The 23,488-nt window shown below is 61.3% G+C and carries 20 protein-coding genes, 3 tRNA genes and 1 pseudogene; 22 read left to right on the forward strand and 2 right to left on the reverse strand.

Going from position 1 to position 23,488, the window contains the following annotated elements; translation table 11 throughout:
* The 15 genes and pseudogenes from ACPYOD_RS04290 to ACPYOD_RS04360 all read left to right on the forward strand — a co-directional run.
* Nucleotides 1–235, forward strand: a pseudogene (locus ACPYOD_RS04290) (3-phosphoserine/phosphohydroxythreonine transaminase); the annotation flags it as partial.
* A 79-nt stretch (nt 236–314) separates the two neighbouring features.
* Nucleotides 315–1,415, forward strand: coding sequence for a prephenate dehydratase (gene pheA, locus ACPYOD_RS04295; protein WP_481300495.1), 1,101 nt, complete (start codon nt 315–317; stop codon nt 1,413–1,415).
* Entirely contained in the window at nt 1,412–2,524 is a 1,113-nt protein-coding gene (gene hisC, locus ACPYOD_RS04300) for a histidinol-phosphate transaminase (RefSeq protein ID WP_481300496.1), read from the forward strand. Before pheA ends, hisC begins: the two co-directional genes overlap by 4 nt.
* The gene (gene aroA / locus ACPYOD_RS04305) at nt 2,521–3,828 is read left to right on the forward strand and encodes a 3-phosphoshikimate 1-carboxyvinyltransferase (RefSeq protein ID WP_481300497.1); all 1,308 of its coding nucleotides are present in this window, start codon (nt 2,521–2,523) and stop codon (nt 3,826–3,828) included. The genes hisC and aroA overlap by 4 nt, the downstream gene beginning before the upstream one ends.
* A gap of 97 nt (nt 3,829–3,925) precedes the next feature.
* The gene (gene kdsB, locus ACPYOD_RS04310; RefSeq protein ID WP_481300498.1) at nt 3,926–4,711 is read left to right on the forward strand and encodes a 3-deoxy-manno-octulosonate cytidylyltransferase; all 786 of its coding nucleotides are present in this window, start codon (nt 3,926–3,928) and stop codon (nt 4,709–4,711) included.
* Nucleotides 4,712–4,920: 209 nt separating this feature from the next.
* The gene (gene uvrC / locus ACPYOD_RS04315; RefSeq protein ID WP_481300499.1) at nt 4,921–6,747 is read left to right on the forward strand and encodes an excinuclease ABC subunit UvrC; all 1,827 of its coding nucleotides are present in this window, start codon (nt 4,921–4,923) and stop codon (nt 6,745–6,747) included.
* A 49-nt stretch (nt 6,748–6,796) separates the two neighbouring features.
* Nucleotides 6,797–7,411 carry a CDP-diacylglycerol--glycerol-3-phosphate 3-phosphatidyltransferase gene (gene pgsA / locus ACPYOD_RS04320; RefSeq protein WP_481300500.1) on the forward strand — a complete coding sequence of 205 codons (615 nt, stop codon included), beginning with the start codon at nt 6,797–6,799 and terminating at the stop codon, nt 7,409–7,411.
* Nucleotides 7,412–7,449: 38 nt separating this feature from the next.
* Nucleotides 7,450–7,525, forward strand: a tRNA-Gly gene (locus tag ACPYOD_RS04325).
* Nucleotides 7,526–7,605: 80 nt separating this feature from the next.
* Nucleotides 7,606–7,679: transfer RNA gene (locus ACPYOD_RS04330), tRNA-Cys, on the forward strand.
* Nucleotides 7,680–7,729: 50 nt separating this feature from the next.
* Nucleotides 7,730–7,816: transfer RNA gene (locus ACPYOD_RS04335), tRNA-Leu, on the forward strand.
* Nucleotides 7,817–8,000: 184 nt separating this feature from the next.
* Nucleotides 8,001–9,227, forward strand: a complete 1,227-nt coding sequence (locus ACPYOD_RS04340; protein WP_481300501.1) for a tyrosine-type recombinase/integrase — start codon at nt 8,001–8,003, stop codon at nt 9,225–9,227.
* 483 nt (nt 9,228–9,710) lie between these two features.
* The gene (locus ACPYOD_RS04345; RefSeq protein WP_481300502.1) at nt 9,711–10,070 is read left to right on the forward strand and encodes a S24 family peptidase; all 360 of its coding nucleotides are present in this window, start codon (nt 9,711–9,713) and stop codon (nt 10,068–10,070) included.
* A gap of 265 nt (nt 10,071–10,335) precedes the next feature.
* On the forward strand, nt 10,336–10,980 hold the full coding sequence (locus ACPYOD_RS04350) for a hypothetical protein (protein ID WP_481300503.1): 645 nt from the start codon (nt 10,336–10,338) through the stop codon (nt 10,978–10,980).
* A gap of 342 nt (nt 10,981–11,322) precedes the next feature.
* Nucleotides 11,323–11,559, forward strand: a complete 237-nt coding sequence (locus ACPYOD_RS04355; protein ID WP_481300504.1) for a helix-turn-helix transcriptional regulator — start codon at nt 11,323–11,325, stop codon at nt 11,557–11,559.
* Nucleotides 11,560–13,479: 1,920 nt separating this feature from the next.
* A complete protein-coding gene (locus ACPYOD_RS04360; RefSeq protein ID WP_481300505.1) occupies nt 13,480–13,665 on the forward strand; it encodes a hypothetical protein in 186 nt (61 codons plus the stop codon).
* 133 nt (nt 13,666–13,798) lie between these two features.
* Here the strand turns inward: ACPYOD_RS04360 and ACPYOD_RS04365 are convergent, their stop codons facing one another.
* Together ACPYOD_RS04365 and ACPYOD_RS04370 are read right to left on the reverse strand one after the other, a co-directional pair.
* Nucleotides 13,799–14,395, reverse strand: coding sequence for a hypothetical protein (locus ACPYOD_RS04365; protein ID WP_481300506.1), 597 nt, complete (start codon nt 14,393–14,395; stop codon nt 13,799–13,801).
* Between the two features lie 380 nt (nt 14,396–14,775).
* Nucleotides 14,776–15,663 (reverse strand): hypothetical protein, encoded by an 888-nt coding sequence (locus tag ACPYOD_RS04370; protein WP_481300507.1) that lies wholly within the window; start codon nt 15,661–15,663, stop codon nt 14,776–14,778.
* Nucleotides 15,664–17,531: 1,868 nt separating this feature from the next.
* Between ACPYOD_RS04370 and ACPYOD_RS04375 the strand changes: the two genes are divergently transcribed.
* From ACPYOD_RS04375 to ACPYOD_RS04405, 7 genes are all read left to right on the forward strand, one after another.
* On the forward strand, nt 17,532–17,903 hold the full coding sequence (locus ACPYOD_RS04375; protein ID WP_481300508.1) for a hypothetical protein: 372 nt from the start codon (nt 17,532–17,534) through the stop codon (nt 17,901–17,903).
* Between the two features lie 6 nt (nt 17,904–17,909).
* Complete coding sequence (locus ACPYOD_RS04380) at nt 17,910–18,044, forward strand: hypothetical protein (protein WP_481300509.1); 135 nt, start codon at nt 17,910–17,912, stop codon at nt 18,042–18,044.
* Nucleotides 18,045–18,647: 603 nt separating this feature from the next.
* Entirely contained in the window at nt 18,648–18,929 is a 282-nt protein-coding gene (locus ACPYOD_RS04385) for a hypothetical protein (RefSeq protein WP_481300510.1), read from the forward strand.
* Between the two features lie 556 nt (nt 18,930–19,485).
* Entirely contained in the window at nt 19,486–19,686 is a 201-nt protein-coding gene (locus ACPYOD_RS04390; protein WP_481300511.1) for a hypothetical protein, read from the forward strand.
* Nucleotides 19,687–20,127: 441 nt separating this feature from the next.
* Complete coding sequence (locus tag ACPYOD_RS04395; RefSeq protein ID WP_481300512.1) at nt 20,128–21,369, forward strand: hypothetical protein; 1,242 nt, start codon at nt 20,128–20,130, stop codon at nt 21,367–21,369.
* A gap of 463 nt (nt 21,370–21,832) precedes the next feature.
* Nucleotides 21,833–22,573 (forward strand): TIGR04255 family protein, encoded by a 741-nt coding sequence (locus tag ACPYOD_RS04400; RefSeq protein ID WP_481300513.1) that lies wholly within the window; start codon nt 21,833–21,835, stop codon nt 22,571–22,573.
* Entirely contained in the window at nt 22,570–23,076 is a 507-nt protein-coding gene (locus tag ACPYOD_RS04405; protein ID WP_481300514.1) for a hypothetical protein, read from the forward strand. The genes ACPYOD_RS04400 and ACPYOD_RS04405 overlap by 4 nt, the downstream gene beginning before the upstream one ends.
* The last annotated feature ends 412 nt before the right edge of the window (nt 23,077–23,488 follow it).

The raw sequence follows: 23,488 nt of genomic DNA on the forward strand, positions 1-23,488 counted from the left end.
CTACCGCAACGATGTGGAGCGCGCCGCTCGTTCGCGCATGAATGTGTCCTTCGTCTTGCACGATGCTGCGCTGGACCGTGCCTTCCTCGCGGAATCCGAGGCCGCCGGTTTCATCGGCCTCAAGGGGCACAAGGCCGTGGGAGGCATGCGTGCATCCCTGTACAACGCGGTGTCGCAGCCCGCGGTGGAAGCGCTCGTGCAATTCATGCGGGACTTTGCGGCGCGGCACGGTTAAAGTCGGAAGTCGCCGCGCTGCAGCATTGCAACGCGGGGACAAACGTTTCACCTGCAACCACTTAGCCGCCTGGAAGTCCATGAGCAAGACCCCTGCCGACAAACAAGCCACGCTCGCCGAGGCGCGCACGCGCATCGACAGCATCGACCAGCAACTGCAATCGCTCATCAGCGAACGCGCCCGGTGGGCGCAGCAGGTCGGGCGGGCCAAGGGCCCGTTGAAGGCGGCGGTGGAGTATTACCGACCCGAACGTGAGGCTCAGGTACTGCGCGGTGTGATCGACCGCAACGACGGTCCGCTGCCCAATGCGGAACTGGTGCGGTTATTCCGCGAGATCATGTCGTCGTGCCTGTCGCAGCAGCAGCCGCTGAAGATTGGCTTCCTCGGTCCCGAAGGCACCTTCAGCGAGCAGGCCGTGCGCAAGCACTTCGGTCACGCCGCTTACGGCCTGCCATTGGGCAGCATCGAAGAGGTGTTCCAGGAGGTTGCGGCCGGCAACGCCGACTTCGGCGTGGTGCCGGTGGAGAACTCGGGGCAGGGCATGATCCAGATGACGCTGGACATGTTCCTCGTGTCGAAGGCCACCATCTGCGGTGAGGTCGAGCTTCGCGTCCACCAGAACCTGCTTTCGTTGAGCGGCGAACTGAAAGACGTGAAGCGTGTGTACTCCCACCCGCAGTCATTGCAGCAGTGCCAGGGCTGGTTGCGCGTGAACCTTCCGCACGCCGAGCGCGTGCCGGTATCGAGCAACGCCGAAGCCGCGCGCACGGCCCGCCTTTCGCCGGAATCCGCCGCGATCGCGGGGGAAACGGCCGGCCGCGTCTATGGTCTCAAGACCGTTGCCGGTCCCATCGAGGACCGTTCCGACAACACCACGCGCTTCCTCGTCATCGGCCGCTCGATCTTTCCCGCGTCGGGCAACGACCGCACGTCGCTGCTGGTGTCGGTACGCGACAAACCGGGTGCGCTGTACGACGTGTTGAGTCCGCTGGCGAAACACGACATCAGCATGAACCGTATCGAGTCCCGTCCGGCACATACGGGCAAGTGGCAGTACGCGTTTTTCATCGACGTGTCCGGCCATGTGGACGATCCGGCCTTGCAGGCCGCGCTCGAAGAAATGAAACCCGCCGCCGCCGACGTACGCGTGCTTGGCTCTTACCCTGTCGCCCTTCCATGACCTCTTCATTCGATGCAGCCACGCTCGCCAACAGGGCGACGTCGGCACTCCGCGCCTACGACCCCGGCCATGACCTCCCGGCACTGCGCCGGCGCTTCGGTCCGGCCATCTCCGAACTCGGTTCGAACGAGAACCCGTTGGGTCCTAGCCCCCTTGCCATGCGCGCCGCCACCGACGCGCTGGATGAGGTGTGGCGGTATCCCGATCCGCTTGGCGCGTCGCTGAAACGAGCCTTGTCCGCCGCGCACGGTGTTCCGGTGCCCGGCATCACGCTCGGCAACGGCTCGCATGAACTGCTGATGCTGCTCGCGCAATGCTTCGCGGATGCCGAGCATCCCGTGCTGCATTCGCAGTTCGGCTTCGCGGTGTTCCCCATCGCCGCGGCGGCAGCGGGTGCGCCCTCGATCGCCGTGCCGGCGCTTCCCGCCGACCATCCGGAAGCGCCTTACGGTCACGACCTGGATGCGCTGGCGAAAACCGTCACCGAAAACACGCGGCTGGTGTACCTCGCCAATCCGAACAATCCCACAGGTACCTGGTTCGGCGACGCCGCGCTGGAAGCCTTCCTCCGCAAGGTGCCGTCGCGGACGCTCGTCGTCGTGGACGAGGCTTACCACGAATATGTCGACGCCGAAGGCCTGACGACGGCCGCGCACTTCCTCGACCGCTTCCCGAACCTGGTGGTCACGCGCACGTTCTCGAAAGCATACGCACTCGCCGGCCTGCGCATCGGATACATGCTGAGCCATCCTTCCGTGGCGGCGGTGTGCGAACGCCTGCGCGAGTCGTTCAACGTGAACGGCGTGGCGCTGGCGGCGGCGGAAGCGGCCCTCGGCGATGCCGATCATCTGCACCGCGTGCGTGAGACGAACCGCGTCGACCGGGCATGGCTTGCCGAACAGCTGAGCGCGCGCGGCTTCCGTGTGTTGCCATCGCAGACCAATTTCCTGCTGTTGGACCTCGGCCGCGATGCGGCCCCGTTCGAGGCGCACCTGTTCGAGCGTGGCGTGATCGTGCGGCCCATGGTCGGCTATCGCCTGCCGCATACGGTGCGCATCAGCATAGGGAGCCGCGCGGAACTCGAGCGCCTGCTGGAGCACCTGCCGTGAACCGTCTCGATTGGGTGAGCCGGAAGGGCGGCCCCTTGCTCGGCGAGATCGTCGTCCCCGGCGACAAGTCGGTGTCGCATCGCGCATTGATGTTCGGGGCGATCGCGGAGGGTGTCACGCACATCCGCGGATTCCTGGAGGGCGAGGACACCCTCGCCACCGCATCCATCCTGGGCAAGCTCGGCGTGGGGTTCGAAACACCGTCGCCGGGCGAACGCATCGTCCACGGCGTCGGCCTGCATGGCCTGCGCGGCACGTCGGAGCCCCTCGATTGCGGTAACGCCGGCACGGGCATGCGTCTCCTGGCCGGCCTGCTCGCGGGCCAGGCGTTCGACTCCACGCTCGTGGGCGACGAATCGCTGTCGCGCCGGCCGATGCGCCGCGTGACGGATCCGCTGGCGGAGATGGGCGCTTCGATCGACACGAACGAGGGGAAGCCGCCGCTTCGCATCCGCGGTGGGGCACGGCTCCGTGGCCTGACGTACCACCCGCCGGTGGCAAGCGCCCAGATCAAGTCGGCGCTGCTGCTCGCGGGCCTGTACGCCGATGGGTTCACGGAGGTGGTGGAACCGCATCCCACCCGCGACTACACCGAGAGCATGCTGAAGGCCTTCGGTTGGCCTATCGACTACTCCCCGGGCCGCGCACGGCTCGAGGGTGGGCACGTACTGCATGCCGCCGACGTGGACGTGCCTGCCGACTTTTCTTCCGCTGCCTTTTTCATAGTCGCGGCCACCATCGTTCCCGGCTCCCTGCTGCGCCTCGTCGGGGTGGGGCTCAATCCGCGGCGAACAGGCCTGCTCCGGGCGTTGCGCCTGATGGGCGCCGACATCGCCGTGGAGAACGAGCGCTCGAGTGGCGGCGAGACGATCGCGGACCTGGTCGTTCGTCATGCACCGCTTCGCGGGGTGGCGCTGCCCGAGGAGATCGTGCCGGACATGATCGACGAGTTCCCGGCGTTGTTCGTGGCCGCGGCCGTGGCCGAGGGCACGACCACCATCCGCGGCGCGGCGGAACTGCGCGTCAAGGAATCGGACCGCATCGCGAGCATGGCCAACGGGCTCAAGGCATGTGGCGTCGCGGTCGAGGAACTGCCGGATGGCGCCGTCATCCACGGTGGCGGCGTGCGTTCCGGCAGCATCGACAGCCATGGCGACCACCGCATCGCGATGAGCTTCGCCATCGCCGGGCTCGTGGCCGATGGGCCCATCACCATCGGCGACTGCGCCAACGTGGCCACGTCGTTCCCGGGTTTCATGGAACTGGCCAACGGTGCGGGCTTCGGGCTCGAGGCGTCGAAGTGATCCAGCCACGTTGCGTGGCTGGGCGAGTTCGCACATTACGCGTGCGGTACGAAGGCGCTACGCTTCACGTCCCCTGAGCCGGACATCGCCAATGGTCATGAAGCTTCCCCCGTTCGTCGTCGTGGTGCCCGCGCGCTTCGGCTCCACCCGGCTGCCGGGCAAGCCGCTGCTGAAGATCGGTGGGGAATCCATGATCCGCCGTGTGGCGGCGAGGGCGGCGCAGGCGGGTGCCGCGCAGGTGGTCGTGGCCACCGATGACGACCGGGTGGTGCGCGAACTGCGCGGATGTGGCGACATCCTGGTCTGCATGACCCGGCCGGATCACGCCTCCGGCAGCGACCGCATCGCGGAAACCGTCGGCCACTTCGGTTGGCCGGACGACACGGTGATCGTCAACCTCCAGGGTGACGAGCCCTTCGCCCCCGCCGCCGGTATCCGGGCCGTGGTGGCGACGCTGGCGGGCGACGAGGCGCCCATGGCCACGCTGGCCGCGCCCATCGAAGACGCCGGGGAGCTCTTCGATCCGAACGTCGTCAAGGTGGTTCGCGGCGGACACGGCCGCGCCCTTTATTTCACGCGGGCCCCCGCGCCATGGGCCCGCGACGCCTTCGCGCAGGACCGCGGGTCGCTTCCACCCGACGTGCCTTTCCTGCGTCACATCGGCATCTACGCCTATCGCGCGGGCTTCCTGCGGCGCCTTGCGGCCCTTCCGCGGACACCGCTGGAGCAGGCCGAGTCCCTGGAACAGTTGCGGGCCCTCGAACACGGATACGCCATCTCCGTACGCCCGACGCCCGAGCCGTTTCCCCCGGGCATCGACACGGCCGACGACCTGGACCGGGCCGAGCGCTGGCTCGCCGGGCAAGCCAGACAGCGATCGTAAGGTTTCCCCTGCACGAGTGAGCGGGGGCGTCCGACAAGCCGCGCAGGCCTCGGCCGAGCGCGCGAACGAGGCCTACGACGTAACCTAATCCCGTCGCCACACTCACCCCTCAGCAGGACGGCGACACCCCAAGGAAGGTCCCGCCGGCATGGCCCATCCCATGCCGGCGTCTTCGCGTCTGTGGCCCGCCAACGCGGTAAAATGGCGGCATGGAGCACACCGAGTCGCATCCGTTCGACGGCAAGGCCTTCGTCCGCCATCTCACCACCTCTCCCGGCGTCTACCGCTATTTCGATGCGGAAGACGAGCTTCTGTACGTCGGCAAGGCGGCCAATCTCAAGAAGCGGGTAGGGAATTACTTCCTGAAGCCGCCGATGGACCCCCGCATTGCGTCGATGGTCTCCCAGATCGCGCGCGCGGAGGTGACGCTTACTCGCACCGCGGGCGAGGCCCTGCTGCTCGAATCCCAGCTGATCAAGTCGTTGAAGCCGCGATACAACATCGTGCTGCGCGACGACAAGAGCTATCCCTACATCTACTTGTCCGGCGGCGAGGACTATCCGCGACTGGCCTTCCATCGCGGCGCCAAGACCGGTCCCGGTCGTTACTTCGGCCCGTACCCGAGCACTTTCGCCGTGCGCGAGAGCCTGGGCCTGATGCAGAAGCTGTTCAAGGTGCGCCAGTGCGAGGACAGCTACTTCAGGAACCGCTCGCGCCCGTGCCTCCAGCACCAGATCGGCCGTTGCAGCGCCCCGTGCGTGCGCCTTATCGAGGTGGACGACTACCAGAGCGACGTGCGCCACGCCGAGATGTTCCTGGAAGGGCGTAGCAGCGCCGTCATCGACGAACTGGCAGCATCGATGGAACGGGCGTCGCGCGACCTGAATTTCGAACGCGCGGCGAGCCTGCGCGACCAGGTGGCCGCGTTGCGCAAATTGCAGGCCCAGCATTTCGTCCAGGGCGCCAGCGCCGACATGGACGTGATCGCATGCTGCATGGAGGGTGGCATGGCCTGCGTGAGCGTGCTGTTCTTCCGCAATGGCGTGAGCCTGGGGTCGCGCGACTTCTTCCCGCGGCTGCCGACGGATGCATCCATTTCCGACGTGTTGTCGCAGTTCATCGCGCAGTACTACCTGGAACGGCAGGTGCCGCGCGAACTGGTGCTGAGCGATCCCGTGGAGGACATGGACGTGCTTGCTTCGGTCCTGTCCGACCATGCCGGCTATGTCGTGTCGCTCAAGCCCAGCGTCCGCGGTGAGCGCGCCCGTTTCCTCGAGATGGCCCAGCGAAACGCCAGCGCTGCCCTCACGTCGCGACTGGCCAGCCGCCACACCTTGCTGGCGCGCTTCGACGACCTGCAGAAGGTCCTGGAGCTGGCGACCATGCCGAGGCGCATCGAGTGCTTCGACATCAGCCATACGCGCGGCGAGCTGACGGTGGCCTCGTGCGTGGTGTTCGGACCGGAGGGGCCGGAGAAATCCCATTACCGCCGTTTCAACATTTCCGGCATCACCCCCGGGGACGACTATGCGGCCATGCACCAGGCCCTGACCCGGCGCTTCAAGAAGGTGGTGGAGGGAGGGGTGAAGCCCGACATCCTGCTGATCGACGGCGGCACGGGGCAAGTGGCCCAGGCCATGGACGTGCTGCGCGAACTCGGCGTGGAAGAGGGCATCCGCGTGGTCGGCGTGGCCAAGGGGCCCGGGCGGCGCGCGGGCGAGGAGACGCTCGTTCTTGCGGACAGTGGCAAAACCCTGCATCCGGGCACCTCGTCGCCTGCGCTGCATCTCGTGGCGGCAGTACGTGACGAAGCGCACCGTTTCGCCATCAGCGGCCATCGCCGTCGTCGCGAAGCGGCGCGGGAGCGGAGTACGCTGGAAGACGTGCCCGGCGTGGGCGCGCGTCGCCGCGCGGCCCTGCTCAAGGCTTTCGGCGGTCTCGCAGGCGTGGAAGCCGCGGGTGTCGAGGAATTGATGAGCGTAAAGGGTATTGATCGCGGCCTCGCCGAACGCATCTATGCCATGCTCCATCCCTGATTGACTGGACGCGAGGCCGACACGCATCGCTTCCCGCACCGGCTGACTTATGCGAATCAACCTTCCCACGTGGCTCACCCTGTTCCGAGTGCTCCTGCTCCCGGTCATGGTGATCGTTTTCTACCTGCCGTTCCGCGGCGCCAACCTCACGGCGGCGGTGGTCTTCGTCCTCGCGGCGGTCACCGACTGGCTCGATGGCTACCTGGCCCGGCGGTTGAACCTCACCTCGGCGTTCGGGGCCTTCCTGGATCCGGTGGCCGACAAGCTCATGATCGCCGTCACGCTCTTCCTGCTGGTGCAGTCCCATCGGGGCGGGTGGCAGGGCATCCTGATGGCGGTCACGGCGTCCATCATCGTGGGGCGCGAGATCAGCGTGTCCGCGCTGCGCGAGTGGATGGCCCAGATCGGGGCGCGCTCCAAGGTGAAGGTGGCCTTCCTCGGCAAGTTGAAGACGGCCATGCAGATGGTGGCCCTCGTGGTGCTCCTGCTGCAGCACGACGCCGAGACGCTGCGGCTCTACCACATCGGCGAGGCGCTCCTGGTGGTGGCCGGCGTCCTCACCATCTGGTCGGGCCTCGATTACCTGCGGGCCGCCTGGCCTAGTCTGCGGGGAGATTCAGAAGAGGTGAAGGAAAATGAAAAAAATCCGGTGCAAAGTGGTTGACACATTCCCCATCTGATCTAAAATAGCCGGACAACGACGCGGGAATAGCTCAGTTGGTAGAGCACGACCTTGCCAAGGTCGGGGTCGCGAGTTCGAGTCTCGTTTCCCGCTCCAAGTAATTCCACAAAGCCTCGGTCATCCGAGGTTTTGTTTTTTAGGCGCTTCGCGGATACTCTTCGCGCTGCGCAAGCGATGGCCGGGTGGCAGAGTGGTCATGCAGCGGACTGCAAATCCGCGTACGCCGGTTCGATTCCGACCTCGGCCTCCATCGCATTCCAAGGCGCATCCGCCCAAAGCGGTTGCGCCTTTTTTCTTTCCGCCCGGATGGCGAAACCGGTAGACGCAAGGGACTTAAAATCCCTCATCCGAAAGGGTATGTGGGTTCGAGTCCCACTCCGGGCACCATCTCGCAGTTTCGCGGCATCCCATTTCCTCCCTCGTACGACCTAGCTATCCGGGATGTCCCTCCAAATAGAGCATTCCGGCGTCCCCTAGTGTCCCTAGGCGTCTCATTGCATCCCTCCTTGCGTGTGAGTAACTTTGTGAGTAGGCTGGCACCTACTCACCGAGGGCGGCTTGGTTACTCACAATGCTTACCGACGCTAAACTAAGAGCGCTGAAACACCGAGAGACGCTTTATCGCGTCACCGACTCGGCGGGTCTTGCGGTGGAAGTGCCTGTTAACGGTGCTCCCCGGTGGCGCTTTCGCTATCGCTTCGACGGCAAGGCAAAAATGCTTAGCCTCGGCACATATCCGAGCGTATCCCTTGCGCAAGCTCGTCTACGGCGTGACGCGGCTCGTGCCCAGCTGGCGAATGGGATTGATCCGAGTGCCAGCCGCCAGGAAGACAGGAAGGCGCGTTCCCTGGCGCTCGCACCTGTCCCGACGTTCCGCTCCGTCGCCGAAATATGGATGTCGCGCCAGGACGTGTCCGAAGCGACAGCGAACAAGTCCCGCTGGATATTTACTAAGTACCTGTATCCGGACCTCGGCGAATTGCCGCTGCGCGAGATTACGTCTCGCACTGTCCTGGACGCTCTGCGGAAGATTGAGGGCTCCGACATGCTGGAGACTGCACGCCGGGCAAAGATCAGGGTAGGGCAGGTATTCCGCTTCGCTGTCATTGAGGGGTTAACGGACGCCGATCCGACACAGCCCCTTCGTGGTGCGCTCAAGGCCCCGAAGGTGAAGCACCACGCGGCAATCGTCGATCCTGTGAAGATTGGTGGTCTATTGCGAGCCATAGACGGGTTCTCCGGACAGTTCGTCACTCTTTGTGCCCTCCAACTGGCCCCGCTGGTCTTCGTGCGCCCTGGGGAGCTACGTGCTGCGGCGTGGTCGGAATTCGACCTTGACGGGCATGTATGGCGAATCCCCGCTGAGCGCATGAAGATGAAGGCGGCACACGTCGTGCCTCTGTCGAAACAGGCCGTTTCGATCCTCCGAAAACTCCACGAGTACACCGGCCATGGGCGCTTTGTCTTCCCGAGCCTGCGGTCGGCAAATCGCCCGATGAGCGAGAACACGATCAACGCTGCGTTGCGTCGCCTCGGCTACTCCGGCGAAGAAATGACGGGTCATGGCTTCCGCAGCCTAGCCGCCACTCGCCTTAACGAAATGGGATGGAACGCGGACGCCATCGAGCGCCAGCTAGCCCACGCCGAGTCCAACAAGGTACGAGACGCCTACACGCACGCGGCTCAGTACCTCAAGGAACGCATAAAGATGATGCAGGCGTGGGCGGATTATCTGGACAGCCTGAGGGCTGGTGGCAAGGTCGTTGCATTCAAACCGCAGGCGGGGTCTGCGGCGTAAGAATTCCGACGCGAAGTCGGAAGCGGCGGGACAGGGTGTAGCAGCACCCCGCCCGCCTAACCACAACCACGACGATAGGAGTCGGGATCATGGGTATCAATATTGTAGCCGGTAGCCTCACGCGTTCGTCGGCCCCCAAGAGGGCCCCCTCAGCCATTCGAGCGGAAACAGACCAGGAGCGTGAACTCCTTCGGCTTTACCGCCAACTTCGTCCATCTCTGAAGTCGCTTCCGTTCGAGGTAATCGAGTGCATGCGGGCAGGTCGGCCTCCGTTCTCTCGATGGGTTCGCGGCATGGACTCGTCCGCGTTGGCTCTCGTTGCGGAGGATGAGGCAGGGCACCTTCTGGAATGGGTAGACCTTGATGTTGCGGAACTTCCTCAGCGTCCGGACCTGCTCGCCCGTCTCGGTGAGCAGGCTGTAGCTCGCCTTCTCGCCGATGCGGCGGAAGCTACTTCACTCAAGACTCATTGAGGGCGCAGCCATGGGAAACGAGCTACATGCATACCGCGCGGGATGCGAATCGCTCTCCGAGTTCCTGAGCGGACCCTCAAAGATCAAATGCCTACGCCTGCTGGACGACTCAATGGCGGGGACGATCTGCGCAGGCGACATCATCACTGTAGATATGAGCGATACGGCTGTAACGAGCGGACATTGCTACCTAGTCATCACCCAAGGCACGGTTCGGGTGCGACGAGTGCTTGAGGCGGACGGAGCAATTCAGCTCATGGCGGACAGCCAAGACAAGCGTCGCTACCCTGATCAGGCCGTAAACGGCGACTCGGCAGACTTCACGATTTTAGGGCGCGTCACCGACCGCCGGGGTGAGAACGGCCTATGAAAGCCAGACCCCTGTGCGGAGGCATGGTCGGGAGTGCCCAAATCATCGACTTCCAGTCTGCCCGAAAGCGGCGGGGGGCTCCTGCTGCGCGCCCCCAACATACCCGCGAGGAATTGCTCAAGATCGGGCGGAACGCATGGATACAGGAGCAGCTTCTAAAGAAACTAGACGAATGGGGATGGGACAAAGAACTGCCCCGGTAAGTTGACCATCACTCTAGATTGGGGGCCTGATATGAGGCCCCTGGTCACTTTAGGATATGTCCATGGCCTTCAACTACAAGCTGCCAGTGGAAGAAATGGAGCTGGCCTGCCAAGGATTTCGGATCACTGTCCCCGGCCCCTATCCGGTGGGCGAGGCAGGACCGCTCGACGAGGACATGGAGGCTTTATGCGACTCCATGTTTCCCTACCTGTCCTCAGACGAGAACGACCACACCTATACCGTCGCAGCCTTGACTTGGAAATACGCTAGCGCTGCCTTTGATGGATATTTTCCGATCCAGGTTCCAGTCAGAGATTCACAGCTGGCGGCAGGACTGCTAATAGCCCACGTTGCTCTCGTTCATGCATGCCGTCCGCTTCGCCTGCGGACATATGCTTGGACACAGCAATGCCTTCGGGCAGCGTTTCGGGTTGTGGAGGCGCGTGCGTCGGAAGATCGTACCGACCAAAAACGATTCGCCGCCAAGAGGGGCGTAGACCAGTGGAGAGAGCCAGTTAGGGCACTGGTTATCGGGAAGGTTGAGGCCGCGGGCGATGATTGGAGCGCCAGCAAGCTCGCCCGTGAATTGAGTGGCGAGGTGTTGGAAGTTGCGAAGGCCCACGGGCGGACACTAAGCCCTTACAACGTCGAAGGCACCATTCGCAAGATGATCGGCAAGCATCGCCGGGAGACTGGTCGAGGCTGAAAAACTGGCCTGACCATGCCCGAGCCAACGCCAGCACGCTAAAGCCATGCTGTCGCACTTTACATCACCCCCCTCCGGTTATAGCTTGCCTGCAAGCGCGGATGCGACGCCATTCGTCACCATGCAAATTGGTGCTTGGCTGTGAGCAAGCAGACGCGCGGACCCACTTCTAGACCTTCTCGGGGGCAATAAAAAGCCCCCACCACGGCAATGGCGAGGGCTAGGAGTCTTGCTAACAAAGGCCGTCGCCTTTTGGGCGGGGCACCTTCATGGTAGGCAATGCCCTACCTAGATGCAAGGTGCCTTGCTTCTGAGGTCCGGCCGTCATTATGAGACGACCGCATGACCCACGTGTCCCATGTGTCGGGCCCGTTTGTGCCCGAAAACTCGATCAAGTTCCTTCGTCTTCCCGCCGTGTGCGAACGGACGGGGTTGTCCCGCAGTCAGGTCTATCGTCTGGAAGCCGCTGGCAAGTTCCCGCGACGCGTAAAGCTGGCGCTCTCGACGAGTGCTTGGGTCGAATCGGAGATTCAGTGTTGGGCGGCTGACCGCATCGCGGCGTCGCGAGGTGACGCGTGAATCGGTCCCCGCGGTGCCCCCGCTTTGATTCCTGCAATGCCCCTATCTGTCCGCTCGATCCGAAGTGGACGACTGCTCAGCACCTCAAGGGCGAGGCCGTGTGCGCGATGCTCTCGGAACTGGTCAAGGTGGGCGGTAAGGCGCGTCTAGAGGGTCTTCTATCGACGGAACAGATGGAGGCCCTGATAAGGGAATGGCCGAAGGTGGAAGCACGATGGAGTCCCATCCGTGCACGACTGAAGGACGCGGCCACGTCGGGATCGCGTATCGAGCACGGAAAGCGCATTGGAAGCGGGTCTGTATCCGGGAAACAACCCCAACCCCTAGCTCACCCATTGGTGAGGTCACGTAGCCCTGATACAGACCCAGCTAGAGGGGGCATTAGCGGGGGTGCAGGGTGACGGCGCAGAAGAAGCGATGGAGAGAGAAGGGGCGCAAAGAATCCGGCAACTTCTCCCTGATTCCGCATGCTGTACAGGACTCTCCGAACTGGAAGGCGTGCAGCGGGACAGCGGTCAAGCTGCTTTGTGATCTCGCTCGCCAATACAACGGCCGGAACAACGGGGATCTGTGTGCTGCACGGAGCGTCCTGGCTACTCGCGGCTGGCGCTCTCCAGACACCCTTGATCGAGCACTCCACGAACTCCTGCACTACGGGTTCATCACGTTGACTCGTCAAGGCGGACGCAACTTGGCAAACCTTTACGGGCTGACGTGGCAAGCCATCGACGAGTGTGACGGAAAGCTCGATTGCTCGGCTACAAGGGTTGCGTCGGGTGATTGGAAGGTGGCGAAGCCACGGTTCCAGCGGCGTCCGAAAATTGAAAGTAGTAGTACGGAATCCGTAGCAACTAACTACGGAATCCGTACTAGTGGCACTTCGAAGGCTGCCTAACTAGTACGGATTCCGTAGTTGTAGGGGCCATTTTGGGCAAATCCTAACTACGGAATCCGTACACCTTTATAGATATATACCAAGGGCTCTCCATTTATGAGCATCCACTATCTCCCCGGATACCAGCCAGCTGACGCGTCGCCGCTGTCCGCTTTCGATGCGGAGAAGACTCGGACAAATGCAGACCGTGACGTAACGAGTAACGCTCTTAGTAACGCTCTTGCCGTTACTCAACGGTCCCCGGGCTGGAACAACCGCAAGCCTGACATCCAACGAGTCCAGATCGGTGCTTGCACGTTGCTAGCAGTCCCGTACCGCCGTTGGGCTTGGCGTCGCTACGAGCAGCGCATAGCGGCACAGCGACGAAAGGAAGCCTAATGACGATCGGCAGGCGGGCCGATAGCGATGAGGCAATGATTGAGCGAGCGGCGAGGCGTTTAGCGGGTGCGCTCGGGACCGGGCAGAACTGGTTCGCATACACAGCCATTGCAAGTGCTCGCGACCTCACTCACGAGGACGGGCTCATGCCATCCGCCCTTACGGTCGTCCGCCGTGGGCGAGTGACGGAGCAGGCGGCGAAGTCCATCGGAGGCTCGGGCAAGGTGAAGCGCCAGCATCAGTGGTCAGCGTCGAGGGCCGTAGTTGCCGTCCCCGCGTGTCGCCCTGATAGCGAGGCGCTAGGATCTTTAAGTTTCGCGAAACTGGACCGACCCTTGGAGGCGATATTGCTGCTGTACGCAACAGGAGACACGGAACGGTTCTGGCCGGTTGTGGAGCGGTTCGGCCTGGCATGCCTTCGCAATGCGTTCGCATTCGAAGCGCTCAATGACGCCATGGCACGAATCATGTACCGGCGGGCAGCAATCGCACAGGATGACAGGGCGAGGCAGCTTGGAATTAGGGCTAGCTCATACCGGGGGGCGACAAGGGAGGCCGAGGCGATGCTCAGGCGATGGCTACGACGGGCCGCTCGGGAGTTCTTGAGTGCGATGGAAGCCGGCCCCAAAACGGTGGAGGCAGCTTAAATGCGGGATGGACCGACTTGGATTTCCGGCGACGCTATTCGCATCGTCAAGAGCCGCAATGGCTTTACTGTCGAGCGGGTGCCTGCCGATCAGCAGTGCAAATCCCTCGTCTTCGGCACTTGGGACGAGTTGTCGTCTTACCTCGCCGACCACTTCGCCAAGCCGCTGGTTGAAGCGGGAACCTAATGTGAGGCGACATGGCCGTCACGCCCCGGCGGTATGTGCGGTCGCTACGCTACATTTGGACCCGTCGGCCAAAGCGCGCCCGGGAGCAATCGTAGGAGGTGCGAAGGTTGAAGCGACAAGAGTGATCCAGGTTCTATGGGGCCCGAACTACCTTTCCATCTTGAACTACGAGTCGAGCCGAAAGGTCCGGATCGCTGGCAAGGCCCTTCTCCGGGCTCCGCGACCAGAAGGCAATCCCGTTCACGCATTTCGATAGCCTTACGGACGTCTCAACAAGGGTGCGCAGCTCATCCACTGTTCGGTCGGTCGATTCAAACTCTCCGCCACTTGAGCTGGATGCCTTAAACCGCATGGTCCCGACCCCTATGTCGTCGCTCCCACCGGTCTGCGAGGTCATCCAGACGTCGTGCAGAAGTCGATTTCTCACGGGCGTCAGTTCCTTAATCTCATTCCGTAGCTTCTTCAAGATAGCGTCGCTTGCTGCATCGATTCGACCTACCCATGCGGACCGGGCGACAGAGAAGAAAGCCTCCGTAACGGCCTCGGCAGTCCGGCCGGCGAGGGCAGACCGGAGCAGCATGTGATTGTGGTAGATAGGCCAAGACGGTGTCGCAAAGGCGATAGTGCCTTCCTCGAGTGAATTCAGCAGGGTCGAATAGGCAGCAACGAATCGACCCACCTCGAGGTGGACGGCATCAACTCTGCTTAGCTCTGATGAAGGTGCTTGCATGCCATCGACCTGCCCAAATTGGTCAGTCTAGGTTACGCCAACCGTGGTGTTCGGCGACATCCAAGATCGGCAGCCAGTCATCCTGCCGCCAGATCTCTGCTCAGTGTGGTGCGAGGCGTCCCCGGCGGACGCCCAGGGCGTGCTTGCCGCGGTGCCAGAGGTGGACGTTGTCTATTACCCCGTGCCGAAGGCAGTTGGTTCGCCGAAGAACAACGGCCCCGAGCGAACCCATCACGCTTTAGCGCCGGTCGGACCAGAGCATGTCCTGCGCCCTGGCGACACGTAGCAGCGCCTCGCCGTAATTCGAATGCGGGATAACCCCCGTCGGGCCTTGCTATGACAGGACAGGCAAAGCAGGCTCATCCTTGAGCCATGCTCCGCTAGAAGTGAACGGTTATGGGGATAAACCAGGGGATGCAGGCTTTGGGGTCCCCGACGCATGGTGGAAGATCGCCTAACGGCGATGGCACAGGTGCGGGGTCATACTGGGACGCCGCCCAAACTCGCGTTCCTTTGTAGTACACAAGATTCCCATCTCCCTGCAAGGAGAAGAAACCACCATCGGGGAACAGCTTCATAGGCCCTTGATCACCCTGGAAGCTAGTAGGTACCGGCGCAGTGTTGACCGCCCAGTTCGTCCCATTGTCGTTCCAGGCAATAAGTCCGTTGGATATCCGAACTTTCGTCGCCCCGTTCGAGTTGAGTGACCAGATTGGGGTGCCATATCGGTACAGAACGAGGTTCCCATCATTTTGAAACGTAAAGTTGTAGCCTCCAGCCTGACTGTAAGCCTCGCCCCTGTTTAATACTGTGCCGTCAACAAAGGAAATCGGAGGAACGGACGGATTCGTGGGATCGCTAGTATGGCTATCCCATAATGGGATGAACGAAGCGATGACCGCGCGACCTTCGTCGTCAACGGTGAACATGTTGCCCTGGTTCGCCTGGCCGCTCGTTTGGGTGCTCCAGACTGGTTGCCAGCTCGCGTTGTAGAGAACGAAGTTTCCGTCAGCCTGCATCATGGCGTGAGCGGCACCAGAGCCGAAAGTGCCGGTGTTCCAGATAGCTTTGCCGCTCCCATCGTTCCGATACACAACGAAATTGCCATCGGATTGCATGATGGCGAAGTAAGCATGATTGTGGCTTTGCAAAGCCTGTCCTACTTGAAGTTCTTGGCCCGCATAAAGCCAGTCTGCGGAAGCGGGTGCTGAATGCACGCCCGTAAGCCCCATCGCAAGAGCCGCCAACAGTTTGAAGTGGTGTTTCATAGATACCCTGTCCCTTATTCCAGCCCACGTGGGCGGCAAGATGGTGGTATCTCAATTGCTTAAGGTATGTAGGCCGCGGCTGATCCCCTTGTAGGGGAACGCTGACACATGTTCACCCCTGGTCGAACCACGACGTGTCCAGGGCACCCGCCAGCTGTAAGAGTGCGTAGCCGTAATTAGAATGAGGTATGCCTCCAGTCGGCCCGAGTCTTTCCAAGGCGTGCGAGGCGGCAGTCGCCACCCGGTCAAGCTTCGCAACAGCCGCCTTGTCCGCGATCAACTGTGCCCGGAACCGCGCTTCGTCGAAGTCGCGGTCTAATGCAGCCTGGGTCAATGCCTCGCCATCTCGCGCAATATCCGCGGCCACAAGGATGGCTTCTTCCCGAGGGTCCATTGGACAAGGTAGCTGAGTGTGGTTTGCGATGATGGTAGGGCGTTTCCTACAGACTTATTCCCGCGAGATCGGCAAAATGAGCCATCTTACGGAGGCCACCATGCGAATCATTGCTAGCGCCCTTAGCCTTGCCTGCATCTTCCTCACTGGGTGCGCTACGCAATCGCGTAGCTGGGCAGACGACCGCCCCACCATCGGAGCCCAGCCGCCAGCTCCATTCTGTTCGTCAGGCCCCAACGGGAAGACCGCCGCGTGCGCCGCTACGATAGGGATCAACACCGCCATCCAAGCCGCTCAAAAATGACCGGCGGCAGGAAGCCGACAATGGCGTCAGCGGGTTAGGGTGCAAACCTCCGACGAGGCTGCGCATCGTCCACGTTTCTGAGACAGACAACCGGTAACTTGCCGGTTATGCACAGCATTGCCGATATCGAATGGAGGCCCCCGTCCATAGAGGGCGCCGCTTGGTTCGCCCGGGTGAAGCACGTTGACGTCGGGTACGTTACACAGACCGCGCGGGCAGATGGCTGCTGGCGAGCTGTGGTAATACCTCGGGCGGACAAGGAACTGTCTTGTTACGCCGGCAGCGAAGCTCAGGCCATTTATTTCGTCGAGCGATACCTACGTTGCCACATGCCTGACGTGGAAGCCCTGTCGCGCGCAAGGGCGAGCCTGAGGGGAGGGGCGGAGAGGTCGCTACCGCGCAAGCCCAAAGGGTTGGAGGATCGGTCGTAGCCGCTTGGCATGTTTGGATTTCCGACCCGTAGTATCCGGCTGGCCATCCATCGCGCGAGTCTAAATTCGCCGGCGTCCTGAAGCCCATGTAGTAGGGCGATACACTCTCGCTCCGGGCTCCCGACAAGGTAGCAAATCGGCTTGAGCCGCCGAGAGAACTCAACGCGTTCGCCCACGACTAACTCGTAGCCGTCCCGGTTAAACCGTAGTGTGCGACGTTCGCCCGTGCGCCTATCCGGGCATATGGGCATTTCCATAGCTTCGCCCCATGCTGGCGACCATCTTGGATAACCCCACCCCGAACTTACTCCGGCCGGGTTAAAGGAACGTGACCATTCCCCGGACGGAAATGCACCGTCAGAACGACCTAGTAAATAGGCCCTTGCCGCCTCAAGGTGCCTCCCGATGCCGTGCCGGGCAATGCACGGCAACTTTCTTACGAGGCGGTTATGACAACTAACGTTCCTGATAACGATACAAGCTAGGACACTGGTACTCCCGTGGAGTGTGTTTTTTGTGACCGGGTCTTTGCGGGACTTGGCGATTTCAATGCTCATCTCGCAGCAGATCCGACGCCGAAAACCTGCAAATCCGATCACGGAGCGGGATTTGCACAGGACGAGGATGGGCTTTGGCGATCGTGCATCCGATTGGTCGATGAGCCAGGGCGCACGTTCCCCGAGTTGCCGGAATTCTCTGCTGTATCCGCAGCGGTTGTCTCCGCTGGAGGATATCCACGGTGACGGTGCTCGACGACTTCCGAGAGAAGTACCCGCAGTACAAGGATATACCTGACGGCAAGCTCGCCTATGCCATCAGGCAGAAATACTACAAGGACATGCCTGCCGAGGATTTCTACCGAAAGGCTGGCCTGAGTCATCTCGTGGGCCTGTCCGAAGACAAGTCAACAGGCCTTGGCTCCGACACGCAGAACTTCTTTGCTGGCGTCGGAAAGTCGGTAACAGACAATGCTAGAGGTGTCGCCCAGGCTGTTACTGGCGGCCTTCGGCTTGGGACACTCCCGGCCAGTATGTTGCTAAAGTCTGCCGGTGCAGATGACCCGCTCGGGGACACCGTGGGCGGCGCCTATGATTCGCTCAAGGCCGCCTAGTCCGACGTGAACGCACGTGACACGGCCCTCATGGACACGAAGGCTGGCATCGTGGGCAATATCGTCGGCCAGGGTGCACAGGCTGTTGCGGGCGGTACCGCACTGAAGGCTGCGGGGCTGAGCGGTGCGGTTCTACCCTAGGGATATGCCGGAACTGCTATTTCTGGCGCGATCCAGGGTGGGCTACAGCCCATATCCAGCGATCAGGGCGAGACGGACCGGCTGAAGAACGCCGCCATAGGAGCCGGGGCTGGCATCGCTGGTCGAGCCGTAGTCGGTGGCCTTGGGGCAGCGTGGCGTGGCATTAGGGCTCTTGTTGACCCTCTCACTGATAGCGGTCAGCAGCGCATCGTGGCGAACACTATCGGCAAGTTCGCGGGTGGCGATGTTTCTCCGACCCCATCCGCCGTTCCTGGCGTACAGCCCTCCCTTGCCGAAGCCACGGGGAATCCTGGACTTGGGCAGCTTCAGCGCACCATGGCTAGCTCGGACACGGACTTTGCCTCGCGCCTTGCCGAGCAGCGTCTTGCGAACAACGCGGCACGCTACGGACATCTGGCGTAGGTCGCCGGTACGGCAGACGACATCTCAGCAGCGAAGGCGGCCAGGGCCCTTGAAGCCAACAACCTGTATGCCCAGGCGGCTAAGACGGACGTTAGCCAAGTACCGCAAGCCATTCGCGACCTAGCTAAGCGACCGGCCATGCAATAGGCGGTTGAGCAGGCAAAGTCTCTCGCCGCCAATATGGGCGAAAACATCGACGATCCGCTGGCATCGGTCAATGGCTTGCACTATGTCAAAATGGCCCTTGACGACATGCTAAACGTCGGTCAAAAGCAAGGCATCGGCAATGTCCAAAAGCAGGCCATTACCGGAACTCGTGAAAAGCTCATCGATGAGATTGGCAAGATCGCCCCCGACTATCTCAAGGCGAAGGATGCCTATGCGGCCGCCAGTCAGCCGATCAGCCAGATGGGCGTGCTGCAAGAGCTTCTGAAGCGCGGCTCTAGTGCCCTGCCTGACTAGGCTGGCAACCCAACGATCACGCCAGCCCGCTTTGCCAATGCATCGCGTAGCCTGGACGACATCGCCTCGAAGGTGACTGGCCGTAAGGGTAGTCTTGCCTCGAAGGTACTTACTAGTGACCAGCTTGGCCGAGTGCAGGCGGTGACGAGCGACCTGTCTCGGCAGAACGTGGCCGATACGGCGGGTAAGGCGACTGGCTCAAATACAGTGCAGAACCTTGCCAGCCAGAACCTTCTTTCGTAGATCACGAAAGGTGCTGGCCTGCCCGGTTTGGCAGAAAGCAGCACATTGGGCCGTCTTGTGCGACCCGTGGACGCCGCTTACAAGCTGTTCGGCGTGCCCGACGAGATTAAGGCGAAGCTTGGCCAAGCGTTGCTTGATCCTACATCCCCGCAGTCGCAGAAGATCCTTCAGTCCATCCCGAAGCTCATGCGTCCTGCGATTGAATCACAACTCGGCCCGATCTTTGGGACGGTAGGCTAGGCGACCGGTATCGGCTCGCTGCGCGCCTATCAAACCAACGAAAAGAAAATCTCACCTTAAAGGTCTCCCTTGCATGGCAAGTCTCTCGCCCAACGCAAAACAACAGTATTTCAATAATCAAGCCCAGCCTGCGGCTGGCTATTTGCTCTACACGTGCCAGACGAACTCCTCGACGCCGCTGGCTACTTACTCAGACAAGGCCGGAACAGTCCCTAACGCGAACCCCATCACCCTCGATGCTCGCGGCGAGGCGATCATCTACCTGCAAAACTAGCAGTATCGCTACGTGCTAAAGGATTCGCTCGGGTCCACGGTATGGACGCGGGATAACGTGTCCCCCAGCGCAGACGGATTTGACTTGTCCTCCGGCACGGAAACGACTGGCTCGGCCCTCGTAGGCTTTTTGCAGCTTGGCCCGGGGGCTGTCGCGCGAACAGCCCAGGACAAGATGCGGGATCGCGTCTCCGTCCTGGACTTCATGACGCAGGCACAGATTGCTTCCGTGCGTGCTGGCAATCGAACCATCGACGTTACAACGGCTTTCCAGGCGGCGTGTGATTCGGGGGCAGCTACTATTGATGTCCCTGATGGTGGCTACCAACTTTCAGGGACAATTACGCTCGCGGCCAACCAGTCGCTGGAGGGCTCTGGTCAAAACACCAATGGTGGCACTGTCATCTACGCTGGGCCTGCCTAGAATTCCGCTGTTTTCAAGATGAGCAATGGCGGTGGTGAAATCCGAAATATGGCAATTCTTGGGTCGGCGTCGGCCGCCACGACGGGCCAGCACCTCATCTACGTGAACAGTTCAAATAACAACACCGTCCGGGATGTGTTCCTTAGCGGAGGGTTCAATGGCATCTATTGCGACGGAACGAGCTTCTTCACGACGGTGCGTGACGTCCAGTTTTACACGATGCAAAACATCCAGCTGTACGTGAACAGTGTCGCGGCAGCTGGCGTCGATCTCATTGCTCACAACCTACGATTCCTGTCTCACAACGGCCCGTTCTGTGCCGTTTTCTCCGGCCTGGGTTCGATGCTCTCCTCAAATCTTCAGTTTTCTGTCAACACTGCTACCGTGGCGACAGTATTTTTTGACGTGCCGGCCGCGCAGTACGGCGGTATGCAGGCAACGAACTGGGTGATTGAGAACTCGGGGGCTGGCATTTCTTGCTACATCAAGGGAACTGCGCTCCTTCCATGGACCTTCATGCGGTTCGTTAACTGCAATATCGGAGCAGACGCCGGTAACGCCATTCGTATCGATTACGCAAACGCCCCCCGCTTCACGGAATGTTCCATTGCCAGTTCCATCGCGGGTGGCACCGTCTTTTTCCCCTCTGCGTGCAATGTGAAGGATTTTAGGTTCATCGCTTGCGACTTCCAGGGCCTAGCCTCGTCTTCGCCTATCGTCTGCGCAAGCTCGGTCTCGATCAGCGGCGACCTTATTTCGCCATCTTGGGGAGGCTCGGCCGCGTTGGTCGATTTCACGGCCGCGAGTATCGGCCAGGTCACATCGTTCAACCTTATCGGCGGGAATCCAGGGACAAGCGCCACTCCGGTCCGCTTGACGAGCGAAGCGACAATACCCGGCACTCGTTTGTCAGAATCTGCGTGGGTCACGTACACCCCGACGATCGCCTCGGTAGGCGGAACACTTGCCTCGGCATCGGCCACCGGTTCATACATGAAGATCGGCAAGACAATTCACTACCGGATTTCTGCCGCCATTGTCAGCAACGGTACGGGTTCGGGCGCCATCAATCTTGGCTTGCCACGCAACGCCGGCGCTACTGCTGTGGGGCTAGGTAAGGGAGCACAGATAAGTGGTAAGGCCCTGATCGGCTCCCTTAGCGCGGGCACCGCCGTCATCCGCGTCAACAATTACGACGGGTCCTACCCAGCAGTCGACGGAGAGATCCTCGTCATGACCGGCACCTATCAATCGGACTGAAGGATCAACATGCCGTGAGGGGGCGTTGGGGGTGGCGCAGTGACTATGTCCGCCGACCTGCCCGAATGGCCCGGAGGTGAGTCGTACGGAAGGGCCGATTCAAACTGGTGGAACAAATAATACCCTGGTATAATATGTGGTTGGACGTTTGTCGCTGGCCGCGTCTGTTGCGCTTGGCGCGGATCGCGAGAAGTCCTTAACCAGATGATACGTAAAAAAATCGTTCATTTTGTCGGCCGGTTTGAACTCGTCGCGACCGGGCAAGCAATATCAATGGGTAGCGTCGAAACTCACCTATTCGAATGATTGACCGTGAATTCAATCGTGGATTGGAGATCTCAGCCGGCAGACGCTGGGCGACCACTGGGGCCGCCTCTATGACGACAGTTGTAGGCCGGCCGCGTCCCTTCCGTTGCGGAAAGGATGTCCCTATGATGGGACTTATCCAGGACGGGAACCGCGTATGACCAGCCATGGGCGCTTAAGCAAGCCGCCGGTCGTTGAAGCAATCATTGACATCCAATTCGATGCGTCAAATGCGGAGATTGTCGAGGTCGAAGCCATCGCGGATGCCTTCGTCAAGGAAGGCTGGACAAAGTCGCCCGTCCACGAGGCCACCATTGAGCTCAGGGCAGGTGAGGGTGTGGAAGCCGCGCCGACTGGAAAATCGACGCTCGTCGGTTATACCGTGCATGACAGTACGTCAAGAGTGTTCTATCAGTTTAGGCCGGATCGGGTGACCGTGAGTCATTCTCGCCAGTACGGCGAATGGGACGATCTCGTTAACGACGCAATGATCGCGCTGGCCGCGCATGTTAAGAAGTCGCAACCGGCAGCGATCGAGCGCATCGGCACCCGGTTCATTAATCGGATACCCCTCCCCTCGCAAGAGTTTACTGAGTTCGGAGAAATACTCGCGTTTCCTCCGACCGCTCCGCCGGTAGGCCTCCTTACCGACTTTTTTACTCAAAAGGTCATCAAAGGGATACAGGGAGGCTACACAAGCCGTATGACGCTGGCCACGGTTGCGCCCCAGCAGGATGAGGTGGTAAACGCAGTACTAATCGACATCGATGTGTTTAAGGAGTGCCGTCTCCCGCCGATAGCTACAGAATTGACCAAGGAACTTACCGAACTTCGCTGGATCAAAAACGAATTGTTCTTTAAGTCCGTGCGCGATGATGCTTTGGAGAATCTGAGATGAGCGTTTGCGCAGAAATTCTTACAGTTCGTGGCGTGCCCACCGCCCCGGCACCGTATCCGAGCCGAGCGCTGGTTGGCACATTTTCGGCAAAACGACTCTCGCCGACGCCGACGCCACGCGAGCAGGTCGTGCTCGACGCGCGTAATCGTTTATGGGAAGAAGGTGTCGCAGCGCTCGTCAGCGCTCAGGATTCTGGCGTCCGCTTTTCGTCTACAGTCCCGAGCCTGCTACACCGCTTCGCGTTGGGCTTGGCGGGAGAACTCCCTTACGCAGAGGCCTATGTCTCGGATTACGGCAGCCTCTGCTTCGATTGGGACGAGGACCCAAACAATCAGCTTTCGATTGTTTTGCAAGGTCATAACCGCATAGCCTTTGCGTCTTACAGAAATGGAGAGCGGCTGCATGGTAGCGCCAAGATGGCCGGTGAAAGGCTTCCTCAGATTCTTGAAGAAGCGATTCGGAAGTGGCAGCGCAACGCTGCGACAAAGAGCCGGGGCGGCTAAGCGCACGCATCTCTTACTAGCAATCGGCATCAACGAGCGCAGCAAAATCACCGCTGAGCCGCGGGCGAAGCTAAAAAATTTCCGACCGCGAATGCATGCCGGCCGGGCGGAGTTGTCTACCTTCGCTCTGGACGGTATGCCGGAATCCGACGCGTGGGCGCTCCTCAACGAATTCAGCAATAAGCCGCCGGTCTTAGGACGGGCGAACTTGTCGCCATCGGACGTCCTCGCCGCGGGATTGCGATGTGATCCGAACTGGGTACCTCCACGCCATGTGAACATTTTGGGGTGGCCGGAAGCCGAAGAAGCTGAGATTTCGGCCGCTCAGGAACTGCATGCTCGCCATCGCTACCAAGCTAACCCAGGCTACGCGCGGTAAGCGCCTTCGCTGCCTAAACATCCTAAACACGGG

It is taken from the genome of Luteibacter sp. HAY1-4A (assembly GCF_056755355.1).

Bases quoted from the DNA above. Each gene is read 5' to 3' on its own strand.
- pheA (WP_481300495.1), top strand. From the start codon at position 315: ATGAGCAAGACCCCTGCCGACAAACAAGCCACGCTCGCCGAGGCGCGC.
- hisC (WP_481300496.1), top strand. From the start codon at position 1,412: ATGACCTCTTCATTCGATGCAGCCACGCTCGCCAACAGGGCGACGTCG.
- kdsB (WP_481300498.1), top strand. From the start codon at position 3,926: ATGAAGCTTCCCCCGTTCGTCGTCGTGGTGCCCGCGCGCTTCGGCTCC.
- uvrC (WP_481300499.1), top strand. From the start codon at position 4,921: ATGGAGCACACCGAGTCGCATCCGTTCGACGGCAAGGCCTTCGTCCGC.
- pgsA (WP_481300500.1), top strand. From the start codon at position 6,797: ATGCGAATCAACCTTCCCACGTGGCTCACCCTGTTCCGAGTGCTCCTG.
- ACPYOD_RS04340 (WP_481300501.1), top strand. From the start codon at position 8,001: ATGCTTACCGACGCTAAACTAAGAGCGCTGAAACACCGAGAGACGCTT.
- ACPYOD_RS04345 (WP_481300502.1), top strand. From the start codon at position 9,711: ATGGGAAACGAGCTACATGCATACCGCGCGGGATGCGAATCGCTCTCC.
- ACPYOD_RS04350 (WP_481300503.1), top strand. From the start codon at position 10,336: ATGGCCTTCAACTACAAGCTGCCAGTGGAAGAAATGGAGCTGGCCTGC.
- ACPYOD_RS04355 (WP_481300504.1), top strand. From the start codon at position 11,323: ATGACCCACGTGTCCCATGTGTCGGGCCCGTTTGTGCCCGAAAACTCG.
- ACPYOD_RS04360 (WP_481300505.1), top strand. From the start codon at position 13,480: ATGCGGGATGGACCGACTTGGATTTCCGGCGACGCTATTCGCATCGTC.
- ACPYOD_RS04365 (WP_481300506.1), bottom strand. From the start codon at position 14,395: ATGCAAGCACCTTCATCAGAGCTAAGCAGAGTTGATGCCGTCCACCTC.
- ACPYOD_RS04370 (WP_481300507.1), bottom strand. From the start codon at position 15,663: ATGAAACACCACTTCAAACTGTTGGCGGCTCTTGCGATGGGGCTTACG.
- ACPYOD_RS04385 (WP_481300510.1), top strand. From the start codon at position 18,648: ATGGGCGAAAACATCGACGATCCGCTGGCATCGGTCAATGGCTTGCAC.
- ACPYOD_RS04390 (WP_481300511.1), top strand. From the start codon at position 19,486: ATGGCAAGTCTCTCGCCCAACGCAAAACAACAGTATTTCAATAATCAA.
- ACPYOD_RS04395 (WP_481300512.1), top strand. From the start codon at position 20,128: ATGAGCAATGGCGGTGGTGAAATCCGAAATATGGCAATTCTTGGGTCG.
- ACPYOD_RS04400 (WP_481300513.1), top strand. From the start codon at position 21,833: ATGACCAGCCATGGGCGCTTAAGCAAGCCGCCGGTCGTTGAAGCAATC.
- ACPYOD_RS04405 (WP_481300514.1), top strand. From the start codon at position 22,570: ATGAGCGTTTGCGCAGAAATTCTTACAGTTCGTGGCGTGCCCACCGCC.